The sequence below is a fragment of the Lawsonella clevelandensis genome, from assembly GCF_001293125.1.
Lineage (GTDB): Bacteria > Actinomycetota > Actinomycetes > Mycobacteriales > Mycobacteriaceae > Lawsonella > Lawsonella clevelandensis.
This window is the reverse complement of sequence record NZ_CP009312.1, coordinates 1,368,787-1,383,537: the sequence shown is the minus strand read 5'-3', so window position 1 is coordinate 1,383,537 and position 14,751 is coordinate 1,368,787. Positions and strand designations below refer to the sequence as shown.

Here is a 14,751-nt window from a genome sequence, read left to right as displayed (position 1 = left end):
GGGCTGGCTAGACGGTCAGGAGCCGGCGCTCGGGTGTCGGCTCCACACTCATCACCTGCACCCCTTCCGGCAGGTGATCCGGCAGCACATGTGTCACTACTACGACCGCTTGGTCGGGGGTGAAGATATCGTCTGCGGCTAAAATACGCTGCATCATCACGGTCACGTCCACCGCGTCCATATGCTCGGTGGGCTCGTCGAGGAACACCACCGGGCGCTGCGACACTAAAGCGCGTGCCAGTAGGATACGGCGGCGCTCGCCGCCAGAGACTGCTTCTGCACCGCCTACCAGCTGGGTGTGCACTCCCGCCGGAAGGTTGTCGAGCCACTCACCCAAGCCCACCTTCTGGAGGGCGGCCACGGCCGCGTCCTCCGTGAGGTCACCCGTCACCACATGCAGGTTCTCTAACACTGTCGTATCGAAGAGGTGCGCGTCCTCGGGGAATACTCCCACTGTGGCACGCAGGCTGGTCTCTTCTGCTGTGGACACATCCACGCCATGGATATGGGTCGATCCGTTGAGAGCCGGAAGCAAACCAGCCATGGTAGAGAGCAAGGTGGTTTTCCCAATTCCGGAGGGGCCCACAATAACCACTCGTTCGCCGGGCTGCAGCTGCACACTGAGTGGCTCATTGAGAGGATGCACGGAATCCCAGCCGGCCACTAGGTTCTCCACCTGCACTGCCGGTGTACCTGCCGATGCGTCCGCTGGTACGGGAGTTCCCTCCGTCGTACGGGGTGGGGTGAGGAGCTCGCGGAGCCTGCGGAGCGAAGCGCGCGACTGCACGTACTGTTGTGCGGCTGTCGGCAACTGGTCGGAGGCTTCAAAGGCAGCGAGCGGGAGGAGAGCCATCACCAACAGGGTGGTGGGTTGCATGGCAGTCGTCTCGGCAAAGGTCACCCCTGCCCCATTCTGGGCGTAGAGGATAATGCCCATAATCAGGCAGGCTAGCACAGTCAGCCAGGTGGCCACTGGACCGATGGCGGAGGCGATAGCGTTGGGAACCGCGCTACGGTCTTCTTCCCGCAGGCTGCGCTGTCCGGCACGATCAGCGGAATCAATAACTGTGTCAAGACGTCCCGCCACTGCCAGCTCGGGAGCATGGTCCATGACGGTAACGACATCCGAGTAGAGGTCGTGTTCCGCCTCCGCCCGGGCTTCCTCGGCGGCGGTGTAGGAGCGGGCAGAGAGCCATGGCACCAGCACACCGGCCAAGAGGAGGGTGATGGCCAGCACGAGTCCGGCCCACGGGGAAAGGATGCTCATCCACACCACAGCGACGACATCCAGCACGAGGGCCACGCAGGCGGGAATGATCGCGCGGACGATGAGGTCTCCCACGTCATCTACATCGGAGCCGAGGCGGGCAAGGAAGTCGCCCTTGCGCATCCGTAGCACCACGGTAGGGTCGCCGGCGGCGAGCCGCTGGTAGATCGTTTCGCGGGCGTTGACCAACCCGCCTAATGCCACTTTGTGGGAGGAAAGGCGATCCAGGTAGCGGAAAAGACCGCGGGAGACGCCTAGTGCCCGCACACAAGTCACCGAAACAGTGATAGCGGCAACCAATGGTTTCTGCCACGTGCGCGCAATGAGCCAGGCAGACAGCCCGGCTAGGCTGAGAGCCGCCAAGAGGGTAATGCTGCCCATGATAACGGCGAGGGCTACCCGCCACTTATTCATGCGGAGCAGATCAAAGGCAAAGCGCAGCTCGTTCACTAGCCGACCTCCTCAGCCGTGGGGGCGAGAGTGGGGATGAGTGATGTTTCTTCACTCACCTCGGTATCCTTGTCCAGCCGTGCGACCGGCACGACCTTGTCTGCCGCCTGAAGAAGTTTGTCCCGGTGGCCCACAATGAGGATAGTGTCCCCGGTGGAGGCTCGCTGGCGGAGGCGGGCAATCACCCGGTCTTCTGCTTCCCCATCGAGGTGGGCGGTGGGTTCGTCGAGTAGTAGCACGTGGCGCGTGGTATCGGCGAGGGTGCGGGTGAGAGCGAGGCGCTGACGCTGCCCCAGGCTGAGGCCAAGGCCTCCGGAACCGAGCCAGGTGTCGTAGCCGTCAGGGAGCTGGTCGAGCACGAGGTCGAAGCCCGTTTGCTGGGCTGCTTCGGCGATAGCTGCCATATCGAGCTGTTGGGGCGACTTGGTTTTTCCGGCAGTAGTGTCTCCGGCGGTAGTGGGGACGCCAAGGTTGTCGCGCACAGTGCCGGCGATAAGGGCAGCGCGTTGCGGTAGCCAGCTGACGTGGTCCCACAGGTGTGCGGTGGGGATGTCAGTGACGAGGTGGCCATCGACGGTGATACTGCCGTAGACGCCGGGGTCTCCGGGGAGCATGCCGGACATTCCGAGGATGCTGAGGAAGCTTGTGGATTTGCCGACGCCATTCGCACCGGTGAGGACAGTAATCTGCCCTGGTTCGGCGGTGAAGGAGAGCTGGTAGGGGGCGTAGGCGCCGCGCGAGCTAATGGTGAGGTCGGTGACGGTGATGCGGCTCGCTGGAGCGAGGGTGCCGAAGGTGTCCGTCTCCGGCTGGTGGTGGGAGCGTTCGTCGGCCAGGGCAATGGCCGTGAAGGCGCGGTCGGCGGCATGTTGGCCGTCTTCAGAATCGTGGAATTTCGATCCGACGGTGCGGAGTGGTTTGTAGACGTCCGCCACCAGAATGAGGACGAAGACGGCGTTGAAGAGGGGGACTTGGCCGGTGTAGCCCATGAGTCGGAAGCCCAATTCGACGGCGACGAGAGCGACACAGAGGGTGGAGAGGAGTTCCAGCACCGCGCTGGAGAGGAAGGCGATGCGCAGTGAGGACATGCTGGCGGCGAAGTGGTCTTCCCCGACTTTGCGGACGGTATGAGCGGGGCCTTTTTCACGGCCGAGGGAGATCAGGGTGGGGAGGCCGGCCACCAAGTCGAGGAGGGTGCTGGAGAGCGTCTTCATAGAGTTGAGGTGACGGCGGGTGCGTTCTTCGGTGAGCATGCCAACGAGGATCATGAAGAGGGGGATGAGCGGGATAGTGATGGCGATGATGATGGCGGAAAGCCGGTCCGCCCAGAGAATTGCCAGCCAGGTGAGGGGGCTGACGGTGGCTGCCAGCATGAGCGCGGGGACGTAACTGATGAGGTAGGCGGGGAGCCCGTCCAATCCCGAGGTGGCGATGGTGCGGAGTTCATCGCGGTGGGCGGCCAGTACGCGCGGGTTAGTGCGGCGGGCGGCGCGGAGAAGGGCGAGGCGCAGGTCGAGGACGACACGGCCGGCTGACCGGTGGGCGAAGCGGTCTTGTACCCAGCCGGTGAGGGCACGCAGCACGATCATGCCGGCGAGGAGGCTGAGTTCCAGTGTCCAGGCGTTGAGGTGGCGAGTGCTGGGCGTGGTGATGATGCCGCTGGTGATGGTGGCGATGCACCAGGCAACGACGATCATTTGGGTGGCGATGAGAACGCCGACAACTACCGAGAGAACCAGGTAACTGCGGGCACTTCGAGAAGCTTTCCACAGTCGTGGATCAATTGGCGGTTGTCGGCGTTCTTTGTTGTTCTTCACGAACTAAAGGCTACCTAGTTTTGTCTTAGGAAGCCGGCTCCAGGCCGATTCCATCGGGGATGAGGGCCGTGGTCAGTCGCTTACGGAAGACCCAGAAGGTCCAGGCTTGGTAAGCGATGACGATCGGCGTCATCACACCTGCGGCGATGGTCATCACCGTCAGAGTGTATTGGGTGGACGAGGAGTTGAAGATGGTCAGTGAGTAGCCACCTTCCAGGGTGCTCGGCATGAGGTACGGGTAGAGGGCACCGAACAGCAGCACGACCACACCGGCAATGGTGAGGCACATGAGGCCGAAAGCAGCTGCTTCTTTTCCGAGCCATGCCAGGGCGACGGCGGCAATCAGGGCGAGTGCGGCGATAACGAGGGCAGCCCAGGTCCAGCCCTTTCCGTGTGCCAGTTGGGTCCACAGGCCGAAGGCTGCCACCACGATGATCGTAGGGATGGCGATGTAGCGAACTGCCTTGAGGGCAGATTCACGAACGATACCGTCGGTCTTGAGGGCCATGAAGATGCCACCGTGGAGGGTGAACAGCAGCAGGGTGGCTAGGCCACCGAGCAGGCCGTAGGGGTTCAGCAGACCCCACAGCGGGGTGAGGATGTTCTTGTTGGCGTCAATGTCGACACCCTGGACGATGTTGGCGAAGGCCACACCCCAGAGAAGTGCCGGTAGCAGGGAGCCGACGAAGAATCCGATATCCCAGGCCTTGCGCCATCCCTTGGCCTCAATCTTGCCGCGGAACTCGATGGAGACGTTGCGCCAGATGAGGGCAAGGAGGATGAGGAACAGGGCGAGGTAGAAGCCGCTGAACATGGTGGCGTACCACTGCGGGAAGGAGGCGAAGAGGGCGCCACCACCGGTGAGGAGCCACACTTCGTTGCCGTCCCAGTGGGGGCCGATGGTGTTCAGGACAACGCGGCGCTTCTTCTCTTCCACATCAGGGTTGTCGTGGCGAGAGACGAAGGGGGACAGAATGCCGACACCGAAGTCGAAGCCTTCCAGCACAAAGTAGCCGAGGAAGAGGACTGCGACCAGAACAAACCAGGTGATTTGCAATTCCATGTCAGTAACCTCCTCTTAGTAAGCGAAGGAGAGCGGAGTGGAGTCCCCGTTCTCGTCTTGAGCGTGGTCAGGGTAGCCGTCCTTGTCCTCATCCTTGAATTCGGGCAAGGGTTCCTTGTCATGCTCCAGCAGACCTTCCACGGTGTAGCGACGCATGAGGTAGAACCAGACGACGGCGAGGATGAGGTAGACCAGGGTGAAGCCAATCACCGAGATCCACACCTCGTAGGTCTCCAGCGGCGAGACGGCTTCTGCGACCGTCAGGTGGATGCGTGGGTCACCCGAGGGGTTCGGGTGCACGATCCAGGGCTGGCGGCCCATCTCCGTCATGATCCAGCCGAAGGAGTGGCCGAGGAACGGGAAGGGCAGGCAGAAGAGTGCAAAGCGACCGAAGTGCTTGCTGGTGGGGATCTTGCCCTTGCGGGTGACGACCAGGCCGATGATGGCGAGAATGGCGCTGAGGAGGCCCATCGCGATCATAAGGCGGAAAGTCCAGTAGGTAACGAGGAGGTTCGGGCGGTAATCACCGGGGCCGTAGATGTCTTCGTACTGCTGTTGGAGGTTTTCTACACCTTCCACCTTGACACCAGTCGGCTTCATTTCGAGAAGCAGGGACAGCACGTGCGGAACACCAATGACTTCCTTGGCGTTTTCACAGTTGTTGCCCGGGGCCACAGTGAGGGCAGAGAAGTTCGGGTCCATTTCGGTCTTGCAGACCAGCTCAGCGGCAGCACCCTTCATCGGCTGATCCTTAAAGACCCACTGCATCTGCAGGTGGCCAGTGCCCATGACGAGCAAGCCAGAGATGATCATCGCTAGGAGGCCGAGGCGGAAGACCGGACGGAAGACATTTTCGGCGTCGTCCACAGTGTGCTCGCCGATTTCTTCCTTCTCGAAGCCACCCGGCAGGGAGCGGTTACGCACGATGCGGGACATCCACCAGCCGGCGATGCCAGCGATAAAGGTGGCGGAGAGGAGGAAGGAGGCGGAGATGACGTGGCTGAAGGCTAGCAGACCGGCAGGGTTGCTGAGCAGGGCACCAAAGTCAACGAGTTCTGCGCGGCCAGTTTCCGGATTGAACTTGGCACCGACAGGGTGCTGCATGAATCCGTTGGCGGTGATAATCCAGAAGGCTGAGATGTTGGTTGCTAGTGCGAATGCCCAGGCAGATGCAAGGTGAGCCTTGCGCGGCAGACGACCCCAGCCGAAGATCCAGAGTCCCAGGAAGGTGGACTCGAGGAAGAAAGCCATAAGGCCTTCGAAGGCGAGCGGTGCGCCGAAGACGTCACCGACGTAGGCAGAGTATCCAGACCAGTTCATACCGAACTGGAACTCCTGCACGATGCCGGTTGCGACACCGAGGGCGAAGTTGATGATCATCAACTTGCCGAAGAACTTGGTAGCGCGGTACCACCCCTCCTTCTTCGTGCCCATCCACATAGACTGCATGATGGCAACGAGGACCGTGAGGCCCAGCGTCAATGGCACGAAGATGAAGTGATAGACCGTGGTGATCCCGAATTGCCACCGGGAAAGGTCTAAAACATCCATTGAAGCGACTCCGTTTGCTAGGCATTAAAGCCATTGCGGCGATCCCGAAACATTTCGGGCCTAGGCTAAATTTAACAGGCCTGCCAGCTGAAATGAACCTGAATGCGACAGACTGTCTCATTATTTGTCATTAAGTGTTCTTTTTGAAACGGATTTCTTTTTCCGAACTGTTACAGCAGCTTCGTGACCGGCATTTATAGTGACGTGCGTCACAATTGATAACTCAGGCTGATCGAATTTTTGGCACTATTGTAGACGGAATTCCTCACCCCTAAACGGGGGTACTACTGTTTTTACTCCTTATTTATCCTGAATTCCTTGACTTTTGACGGCAGTTAACCCACACTCCTGACACATACCGGCAGTCTCGCTAGACTTTCCCTATGACTACCAGCTACCAGTTCCCCCATGCGGTTCCTGGCCCTGCTTCCGTTCAGAGCCCCACCTGGCACTGCGGTGACCCCTTCGCCGAGCAGCGTTCCGCCCACCACAACGGTGCCCTCATCGACTTCCGCCACCTCGCCGTTCTCAGCATCAGTGGAGAAGACTCCCCCAGCTGGTTACACTCCCTCCTCTCCCAAAAAGTCGTCGACATGCCCGCCGACTCCATTACCCGCAGCGAACTGCGCCGCGCCCACGTCCTCGACGCCCACGGACACATTCTCGAAGAATGCTGGGTAGCCCGCACCAGTGATGGATACCTCCTCGCCACTCCGCAGAGCCACCAGCACAGCCTGCTCGACTACCTCACCAGTATGATGTTCTGGTCGCGCGTCACCGTCACCGCAACTGACCACACCGTCACCGCCATCCTTGGCCCCATCGCACCGGAAGACGCAGCAGACGTAGCACAGAGCACCTCCGAAGCGCCTGAGAACACAACGGCTAGCCCTGCTGCGACAGCCATAGAGAACAACGGTCTACCCCTTCCCCAGCATCCACTCACCCCTCCCGCCCCTGCTCCCCGGCCGCCACTCTCCGCGCCAATTGCCGACATAATCGAGAACAACAACCTCGTCGCAGCTGGCGGATATCCCCGTGGACTTCCCCTCACTCTGCTCTTCGTCCCGCCCACTGCAGATCTCCCAGCAGTTGTTGACGCACTGCTAGCCACCGATCTCACCGCTGCCGGCAGCTGGACCTGGGATGCACTACGCTGCGCTACAGGGCTACCGGAAATCACCACTGATGTGGATGAACGGTCTCTCCCCCACGAATATGACGCCGTCGGTGACCCCGCCACCGGTGCCGCTGCATCCGTCACCAAAGGCTGCTACCGAGGGCAGGAAACTGTCGCCAAGATTCACAATGTGGGCCTCCCGCCGCGACGCCAGGTCGTCCTTCTCCTCGATGGATCCTCCGAATTGCGCCCCACACCCGGCACAGCGCTCTACGCGGATCCCGAGCAGAAAAAAGTCGCCGGGCGCATTGGCACAGTCGCAGACCACTGGGAATACGGCCCCATGGCCCTGGCGCTTATCCGCCGCACGGTGGACGACGCCACCGAACTCACCTGGAAAACAGACGAAGGTACAGGTAGCGCTGCAATCGTCAGCGAGCTTTCGGTTCATCCCGCCGAACACCGTGCGGGCCGAGACGCAGTTCAAAACTTCCGATCTTCGGCACGGCAAAGGAACTTGTAACGCGAAAAAGGAATTTTGGAGGGAAAACCGGTATCCTAGTTGCCAGGAACATACTTAAAGCATTCGGTGACTCACACAAGTGAGAGCCATCCACATTTCAAGGGGGTCAGGCCATGGGCCGCGGCCGTGCCAAGGCGAAGCAGGCCAAAGTTGCTCGCCAGTTGAAGTACAACTCTCCTGAGACAGATTTTGAAAGCCTCCAGCGTGAGCTGTCAGGCTCCTCCGGGGATGACGATCTCTACGTCGATAAGTGGGCGGACGAGTACGACGACGCCGATGACGGTGACGACGATCAGTACAAGAAATACGCAGATTGGCAATGACCAGCCCGCACGCTGAATGTTTTTCCACCCCATCCTTTTTCGGTGACGAGTAGCCTCACCGTGCCCTCACCCTGCTAGACAGGTGACGGTAGCTTTTACCCTTTTTCAGGCGTACGCCCCCAGTCATACGTCCCCCCAACGCACTACAACATAAAGGAGCTCCGTCCAAACAAACGGAGCTCCTTCACGTTCGCGCCTGCAACCACCCCCAGCAGCCCCAACCGAACCCGTCACCCTCTCAAATGACCAGTAGCCGGCGGCGGGCGCACCTAGAAGCGCGGATGGTTACCACGCAGAGTGGCGCGGGGCGCACTGGCATCCTCAGCCACACGGACCTCGCCCAGCACCCACGAATCAATATGGCGGGCAGTCAGCACAGCCATGGCCCGGTCCACATCCTCCGAGGCCACCACAGCAACCATACCCACACCCATATTGAAGGTCTGCTCCATGTCGGCACGCTCCACGCGGCCTTCCTTCTGGATGACACGGAACACCGCACCCGGGTTCCAGGTAGCGCGGTCCAGATCGGCGGTAAGTCCATCCGGAATAACGCGTGCCAGGTTGCCGACCAGACCGCCACCAGTGACGTGACAGAACGTGTGAACCTGCGCTTCTGCCATCACCGCCAGGCAGTCCTTGGCGTAAATGTGGGTGGGCTCCAACAGCTCTTCGCCCACCGTCCGGCCGAACTCTTCCACCTGGGCATCCAGGGGCAGACCGGCCATATCCAGCAACACCTTCCGGGCCAGCGAGTAGCCATTCGAGTGCAGACCCGAGGACGCCATAGCGATGCAGACATCGCCGGCCTTCACCTGCTCCGGGCCCAACACGTCAGCGGCTTCCACCACACCCACGCCAGTAGCCGCCAAGTCGAACTCATCGGGGGCCATCAGCCCGGGGTGCTCAGCGGTTTCCCCACCCAACAGGGCGCAACCAGACCGCACACAGCCCTCCGCAATGCCCTCCACCAGCTTGGCGACTGTCTCCGGCACCACATGGCCAATGGAGATGTAGTCTTGCAGGAAGAGCGGCTCCGCACCGCACACCACCAGGTCGTCCACGACCATAGCGACCAGGTCAAGACCCACCGTATTGTAGATCTCCATCTGGCGGGCAATGTCAATCTTGGTACCAACACCGTCGGAGGAGGCTGCCAACAGCGGCTCCTTGTAGTGGGTGCCGAGGGCGAAAAGGCCGGCGAAGCCGCCTAGCCCACCGCGTACCTCGGGCCGGGTGGCCTTCTTGGCGAGCGGTGCGAAAAGCTCAACTGCTTTATCGCCTGCTTCAATATCGACACCAGCTTGGGCGTAGGACATCCCTTGCGACTGGGGGTTTTCCACACTCATGAGACACTCACTTCTTTACTGCAGGGTGTTGGTGATCTGTTCTTCAGGTTCTACTAGGTCCAGCAGATCGTCTGGCACCTGGGTATCGGAGGCCACCACACAGTTGGCACCCTTCATGTGCAGAAGGGGCTTCACCAGCGGATTCTCCGGGGGAAGTTTAATGGGGTACTGACCATCAAAGCAGGCACAGCACATTTCGTTGGCCGGCTGACAGGTGGAGTTGACCATCGACTCCTGGGAGACGAAGCCCAGCGAATCGGCACCGATCGCCCGCCGCACACCTTCCAGAATGTCATCGGCATCATCCACGCCGTTGGCAATGAGCTCTGCCGGGGAGGCGAAGTCAATGCCGTAGAAGCAGGGCCACTTCACCGGCGGGGAGGCAATACGGACATGGACCTCCGCCGCGCCGGCTTCCCGCAGCATACTCACCAGGGCACGCTGGGTATTGCCACGCACAATGGAATCATCCACGACCACCAGCCGCTTCCCGCGGATCACTTCGCGCAGTGGGTTAAGCTTAAGACGTATACCCAGTTGGCGGATGGTCTGAGAGGGCTGAATGAAGGTACGGCCAACATAGGAGTTCTTGGTGAGACCCTGTGCGAAAGGAATACCAGATTCTTGCGCGTAACCTACCGCAGCAGGGGTACCGGACTCCGGAACCGGAATGACGAGATCGCCATCGCAGGGGTGCTCGCGGGCGAGGCTGCGACCAATCTCCACCCGGGCCGCATTGACCGAGCGCCCGTTCAGGAAGGAGTCGGGGCGGGCCAGGTAGACATGCTCGAAGATACAGCGGGCATGGCGCGGCTCGGCAAAGCGACGCGAGTGCACGCCGGTGGCATTAATGGTGACGAACTCGCCGGGTTCAATATCGCGCACGTAAGAGGCACCCACGATATCGAGGGCGCAGGTTTCGGACGCGACCACCCAGCCGCGCTCCAGCCGGCCCAGGCTGAGGGGACGCACCCCGTAGGGGTCGCGCGCAGCATAGATGGTGTCGGTGTCGCACATGACGAAGCAGAAGGCGCCCTCAACTTTGGGAAGAAGATGCAGGGCGGCTTCTTCCAGCCCTTGGTTGACAGCGGTATGGGCCAGCAGTGAGGCCACAACGTCGGTGTCGGAGGCACAGCCGGCCAGTTTATTTTCCGGCATGATGCCGAGTTGGACAGCGCGCCGCTTAAGTGCGGTGGTGTTGACGAGGTTGCCATTATGGGCCAGCGCCACGCCAGTACCTTCGCCGGTGGACCGGAACATGGGCTGGGCGTTTTCCCAGCTGGAAGCACCGGTGGTGGAGTAGCGAGTGTGGCCGATCGCAACATTGCCGCGCATGGCCTGGAGGGTTTGCTCGTCGAAGACCTGGTTTACCAGGCCAAGGTCTTTAAAGACGATCGTTTGGTGGCCGTCACCGACGGCGATACCGGCGGCTTCCTGGCCGCGGTGTTGCAGTGCAAACAGGCCATAGAAGGTCAGCTTTGCGACATCTTCCTCGGGAGCCCAGACTGCGAAGACGCCACATTCTTCGCGGGGCTTCTGCTCTCCCAGGTCGTCCAGGGGGCTGGTCATGGTACTCATCGTACCTTTCTTGGTAGTCGTCTCGTTAGTCAGTTCGCTGGCACTATGGGCAGCCAGTGGGCGATCTCTCCGGCACGACTTCCGGAGGCGCTCAGGCGGGATGGGGCAACGTCCTCCCACCGTTCTTGGCCGGTAACGAGGCGCAGCCAGGTGTGGGGGTCGGTTTGCACCACATTGGGTGGAGTACCGCGGGTGTGCCGCGGCCCTTCCACGCATTGCACCGCGACGAAAGGCGGGATACGGACTTCCACACAGTGGCCGGGGGCAAGCTCGGCGAGAGTATGTGCGGATCCACGCACCGCCTCTGCGATGGTGCGGTAGTGGGGGGCGGTGCGTGGGGGCACGGCAGCGCCGTCATCCTCAATCCAGGGCAGGATACTGAGGATGACGGCGCGAAGATCCGTCGGGGACGGTGCCGTGCGGGGCACGCTACGGGTTATGCGTTCGCGAACAGGGCGGGGAGAGTACCCTCCCAGGCCTGACGCAGGTCTTCCAGCCTCTCTGCGAGCTGACCCTGCACGGTGACGGTGGCGGATTCTTCCACCACACCGATGCGGGTGCAAGGCAGACCGTACTCCTCCACCTGTGCGGTGAAGGCTGTTTCCTGATCGCGGGGAACAGCAACGAGGATACGGCCTGCAGATTCGGAGAACAGCTGGACGAACGGGTCGGAGCCTTCCGGCAGGGTGATGGTGACACCGACGTTGCCGCTGAGCGCCGACTCGACGACAGCCTGGGCGAGGCCGCCTTCGGAGAGATCGTGGGCGGCGGAGACTGTGCCGGCCTTGGCAGCTTCCACCATGAATTCGGCGAGCTTCTTCTCGTGGGCGAGATCGACCCGCGGCGGCACCCCACCGAGGTGCTGGTGCACAGTCTTGGCCCAGATGGAGCCGTCGAATTCATCCTTGGTTTCGCCCAGCAGGAAGATGCTTTCCATGGGGGCGGAGCCGAAGGCAGTCCCGATGGCGTCGTCAACATTGTCTATAACACCCAGCACGCCGGCCAGCGGGGTTGGCAGGATGGAGGTGTCGCCGGTCTTGTTGTAGAAGGAGACGTTGCCGCCGGTGACGGGGATGGCGCAGTAGGCACAGGCGTCGGCGAGTCCGTGTACGGCTTCCTTGAACTGCCACATGATGGCGGGTTCTTCGGGGTTGCCGAAGTTGAGACAGTTGGTGACAGCGACGGGGCGGGCACCAGTGGCGGCGACGTTGCGGTAGGCCTCGGCGAAAGCCAGCTGGGCGCCGGTGTAGGGGTCCAGGTAGGTGTAGCGGCCCGAGGCGTCGGTGGCCAGGGCGATGCCGCGGCCGGTCTTTTCGTCGATACGGAGCACGCCGGCGTCGGCGTTTTCTGCCTCGATGGTGTTACCGCGCACGTAGCGGTCGTACTGCTCTACTACGAAGCGGCGCGAGCAAAGGTCCTCGCAGGCCAGCATCTGGTAGAGGGTGTCGCGCAGTTCGTCGGCGTCGGCGGGGCGGGCCAGCTGGGCGGTGGTGTCGGCCTTGAGGGCGTCCTGCCATGCGGGGTATTCGATGGGGCGGTTGTAGACCGGTCCTTCGTGGGCGATGGTGTGGGCGACGGCGTCGACCACGGTTTCGCCGTACCAGTCGATGACAAGGTGGTCACCGTCGGTCACTTCACCGATGACGGTGGCTTGCACATCCCACTTGTCGCAGATGGCCATGAAGGCATCGACGTTTTCGGGGGCAACGACGGCACACATGCGTTCCTGGGATTCGGAGGAGAGCACTTCTGCCGGGGTCATGCCCTTGGCACGCATGGGGACTTTGTCAAGATCCACATGCATGCCGCCATCACCGGCGGCAGCGAGCTCAGAGGTGGCGCAGGAGAGACCGGCGCCACCCAGGTCCTGAATACCGACGACCACACCGGCGTGGTAGAGGTCGAGGCAGCATTCGATGAGGACCTTCTCGGCGAAGGGGTCGCCCACCTGTACCGACGGGAGCTTCTTGTGCGGCTTAGCACCGGTCTCGTCGGGGGTGTCGTCGAAGGTTTCGGAGGCCAGCACGGAGACGCCGCCGATACCGTCGAGGCCGGTGGCGGATCCGAAGAGGATAACCTTGTTGCCCTTGCCGGAGGCGAAGGCCAGGTGTAGGTCGTCTACTCGCATGGTGCCCACACAGAGGGCGTTGACGAGCGGGTTACCGGCGTAGGTGTCGTCGAAGACGGTTTCGCCGCCAATGTTGGGGAGGCCCAAGCAGTTGCCGTAGCCACCAACGCCGGCAACCACGCCGGGGAGGACACGCTTGGTGTCGGTGGCATCGGAGGTGCCGAAGCGGAGCTGGTCCATGACGGCAACGGGGCGGGCACCCATGGCCATGATGTCACGGACGATACCGCCGACACCGGTGGCGGCACCTTGATAGGGCTCCACGTAGGACGGGTGGTTATGGGATTCGACCTTGAAGGTGACGGCCCAGTCATCGCCGATGGAGACGACGCCGGCGTTTTCACCGATACCGGCAAGGAGGTTCTGGCGCATCTCGTCGGTCATGGTCTCACCGAAGTAGCCCAGATGCACCTTGGAGGACTTGTAGGAGCAGTGTTCGGACCACATGATGGAGTACATGGCGAGTTCTGCGTCGGTGGGGCGACGGCCGAGGATTTCGCGGATGCGTAGGTACTCGTCTTCTTTGAGGCCGAGTTCCTTCCAGGGCTGTTCCATGTCGGGGGTGGCTGCCGCGTAGGCAACGGTATCAAGCTGCTGCTGTTCAGACATCTCTCATCAATCCTTTCCGGTGGGAACGCTAGACCGAAAGGACGGCGTCAAGGGCGGACTTAAACATGGTGAGGCCGTCCGTGGTGGGGCCGGTCATCGTGTCGATGGCGTGCTCAGGGTGCGGCATGAGGCCGACGACGCGACCATTTTCAGAACACACACCGGCAATGTCGTTGGCGGAGCCGTTGAGGGTTTCATCGGCGTAGCGGAAGACCACGCGGCCCTCTTCTTCCAGCATCTTCAGGGTGTCGGGTTCGGCGACGTAGCGACCTTCCCCAGACTTCAGGATGACGGTCATAATGTCGCCCTTGTTGAAACGGCTGGTCCAGGCAGTATCGGCAGTGCACACTTCGAGGGGCTGCACACGGCAGATGAAGCGGCGGTCCTGGTTACGGGTGAGGGCACCAGGCAGCAGGCCAGATTCGGTGAGGATCTGGAAGCCGTTGCAGATACCCAGGACGGGCATGCCTTTCTTGGCGGCCTCAACCACTTCCCGCATGACGGGGGCGTGGGAGGCGATAGCGCCACAGCGCAGGTAGTCGCCGTAGGAGAAACCTCCGGGGACAACTACTGCTTCAACGTTCTTGAGGTCAGAGTCGGCGTGCCACAGGGACACAGCTTCAGCTCCGGCGTACTCCACGGCACGGGCAGCATCGACATCGTCGAGGGTGCCCGGGAAAGTAATTACACCAACTCGGGTCGCCATAGGTTATTCCGCCTCGTTCTCCACGCGACGGACGACGTACTCCTCAATCACCGTGTTGGTGAGCAGGCTCTCGGCAATCTCCTCGAGCTGGGCGTCGGTGACACTATCGGCCACCTCCAGCTCAAAGTGCTTGCCCTGGCGAACATCGTCAAAGCCTTCGTATCCCAGGCGCTTAATTGCGCCCAAAATGGCTTTGCCCTGGGGGTCCAGGATTACCGGCTTGATCGTCACATCGACTACTACGCGAGCCACGCTCTTCTCCTCTTA

At 61.6% G+C, this 14,751-nt stretch carries 12 protein-coding genes; 2 read left to right on the top strand and 10 right to left on the bottom strand.

Translation table 11 applies throughout. The features are described 5' to 3' along the window. Positions 1–7: 7 nt before the first annotated feature. From cydC to IY73_RS05825, 4 genes are read right to left on the bottom strand one after another with little or no spacing between them, the layout of a single operon-like run. The gene (gene cydC / locus IY73_RS05840; RefSeq protein WP_082346605.1) at positions 8–1,717 is read right to left on the bottom strand and encodes a thiol reductant ABC exporter subunit CydC; all 1,710 of its coding nucleotides are present in this window, start codon (positions 1,715–1,717) and stop codon (positions 8–10) included. Then, the gene (gene cydD / locus IY73_RS05835; protein ID WP_053962262.1) at positions 1,717–3,534 is read right to left on the bottom strand and encodes a thiol reductant ABC exporter subunit CydD; all 1,818 of its coding nucleotides are present in this window, start codon (positions 3,532–3,534) and stop codon (positions 1,717–1,719) included. The genes cydC and cydD overlap by 1 nt, the downstream gene beginning before the upstream one ends. A gap of 25 nt (positions 3,535–3,559) precedes the next feature. Further along, positions 3,560–4,597 carry a cytochrome d ubiquinol oxidase subunit II gene (gene cydB, locus IY73_RS05830; protein ID WP_053962261.1) on the bottom strand — a complete coding sequence of 346 codons (1,038 nt, stop codon included), beginning with the start codon at positions 4,595–4,597 and terminating at the stop codon, positions 3,560–3,562. 15 nt (positions 4,598–4,612) lie between these two features. After that, positions 4,613–6,148 (bottom strand): cytochrome ubiquinol oxidase subunit I, encoded by a 1,536-nt coding sequence (locus IY73_RS05825; RefSeq protein WP_063665776.1) that lies wholly within the window; start codon positions 6,146–6,148, stop codon positions 4,613–4,615. A gap of 383 nt (positions 6,149–6,531) precedes the next feature. On the opposite strand from IY73_RS05825, the gene ygfZ reads away from it, so the two are divergent. Beyond that, positions 6,532–7,791 (top strand): CAF17-like 4Fe-4S cluster assembly/insertion protein YgfZ, encoded by a 1,260-nt coding sequence (ygfZ, locus tag IY73_RS05820; protein WP_053979068.1) that lies wholly within the window; start codon positions 6,532–6,534, stop codon positions 7,789–7,791. Between the two features lie 113 nt (positions 7,792–7,904). Further along, a complete protein-coding gene (locus IY73_RS05815; protein ID WP_053962259.1) occupies positions 7,905–8,114 on the top strand; it encodes a DUF3073 domain-containing protein in 210 nt (69 codons plus the stop codon). Positions 8,115–8,383: 269 nt separating this feature from the next. Here the strand turns inward: IY73_RS05815 and purM are convergent, their stop codons facing one another. The 6 genes from purM to purS are packed head-to-tail and all read right to left on the bottom strand — an operon-like array spanning position 8,384 to position 14,736. Continuing rightward, complete coding sequence (gene purM, locus IY73_RS05810) at positions 8,384–9,463, bottom strand: phosphoribosylformylglycinamidine cyclo-ligase (RefSeq protein ID WP_053962258.1); 1,080 nt, start codon at positions 9,461–9,463, stop codon at positions 8,384–8,386. A 15-nt stretch (positions 9,464–9,478) separates the two neighbouring features. Then, complete coding sequence (purF, locus tag IY73_RS05805) at positions 9,479–11,041, bottom strand: amidophosphoribosyltransferase (RefSeq protein ID WP_053962257.1); 1,563 nt, start codon at positions 11,039–11,041, stop codon at positions 9,479–9,481. Between the two features lie 29 nt (positions 11,042–11,070). After that, positions 11,071–11,469, bottom strand: coding sequence for a sterol carrier family protein (locus IY73_RS05800; RefSeq protein WP_192839641.1), 399 nt, complete (start codon positions 11,467–11,469; stop codon positions 11,071–11,073). Between the two features lie 8 nt (positions 11,470–11,477). Continuing rightward, positions 11,478–13,778: a phosphoribosylformylglycinamidine synthase subunit PurL gene (gene purL / locus IY73_RS05795; protein WP_053979067.1), complete on the bottom strand. Its 2,301-nt coding sequence runs from the start codon at positions 13,776–13,778 to the stop codon at positions 11,478–11,480. 28 nt (positions 13,779–13,806) lie between these two features. Continuing rightward, positions 13,807–14,484 carry a phosphoribosylformylglycinamidine synthase subunit PurQ gene (gene purQ, locus IY73_RS05790; RefSeq protein WP_053962255.1) on the bottom strand — a complete coding sequence of 226 codons (678 nt, stop codon included), beginning with the start codon at positions 14,482–14,484 and terminating at the stop codon, positions 13,807–13,809. 3 nt (positions 14,485–14,487) lie between these two features. Continuing rightward, the gene (purS, locus tag IY73_RS05785) at positions 14,488–14,736 is read right to left on the bottom strand and encodes a phosphoribosylformylglycinamidine synthase subunit PurS (RefSeq protein WP_053962254.1); all 249 of its coding nucleotides are present in this window, start codon (positions 14,734–14,736) and stop codon (positions 14,488–14,490) included. Positions 14,737–14,751 lie beyond the last annotated feature (15 nt).